General features: G+C 77.5%; 1 protein-coding gene. It reads right to left on the bottom strand.

Annotated elements, in window-relative coordinates:
* The coding region (locus tag DW299_RS00020; RefSeq protein ID WP_168443039.1) for a zinc-binding dehydrogenase at positions 1 to 413 on the bottom strand (413 nt) is incomplete at both ends.

Genomic DNA, 413 nt, shown 5'->3' on the forward strand with positions numbered 1-413 from the left:
CACCTCGGGCCGGGGCGTCGCCGCGAGCTGGCGGATGCGCCGCGACCCGAGCGACAGCACGACCGCCCTCAGCATGCGCGGGATCGGACCCAGCACGGGCCCGCCGTCGCCGGTGACCAGCACCACGCGGCCGCCGGGCACCACCAGTCGCTGCAGCTGCCGCAGCGGGATGCCGCCCGCGACGTCGATGATCGCGTCGAAGTGCCCCGCGGGCAGCTCGCGCAGGGGCGTGACCCGGTGGTCGAACGTGCGCACGGCCCCGAGGCGTTCGATCAGCGGCTGGTTGCGGTCGCGGCACGACGCCCACACCTCGGCCCCGCGCAGCGCGGCGAGCTGCACCGCGAACGTGCCGACCCCGCCCGACGCCCCGATCACCAGCACCCGCGGGGTGCCGCCGTGCAGTCCGACCCCGC

It is taken from the genome of Microbacterium sp. K35 (genome assembly GCF_004794375.1).
Taxonomy (GTDB): Bacteria; Actinomycetota; Actinomycetes; order Actinomycetales; family Microbacteriaceae; genus Microbacterium; species Microbacterium sufflavum.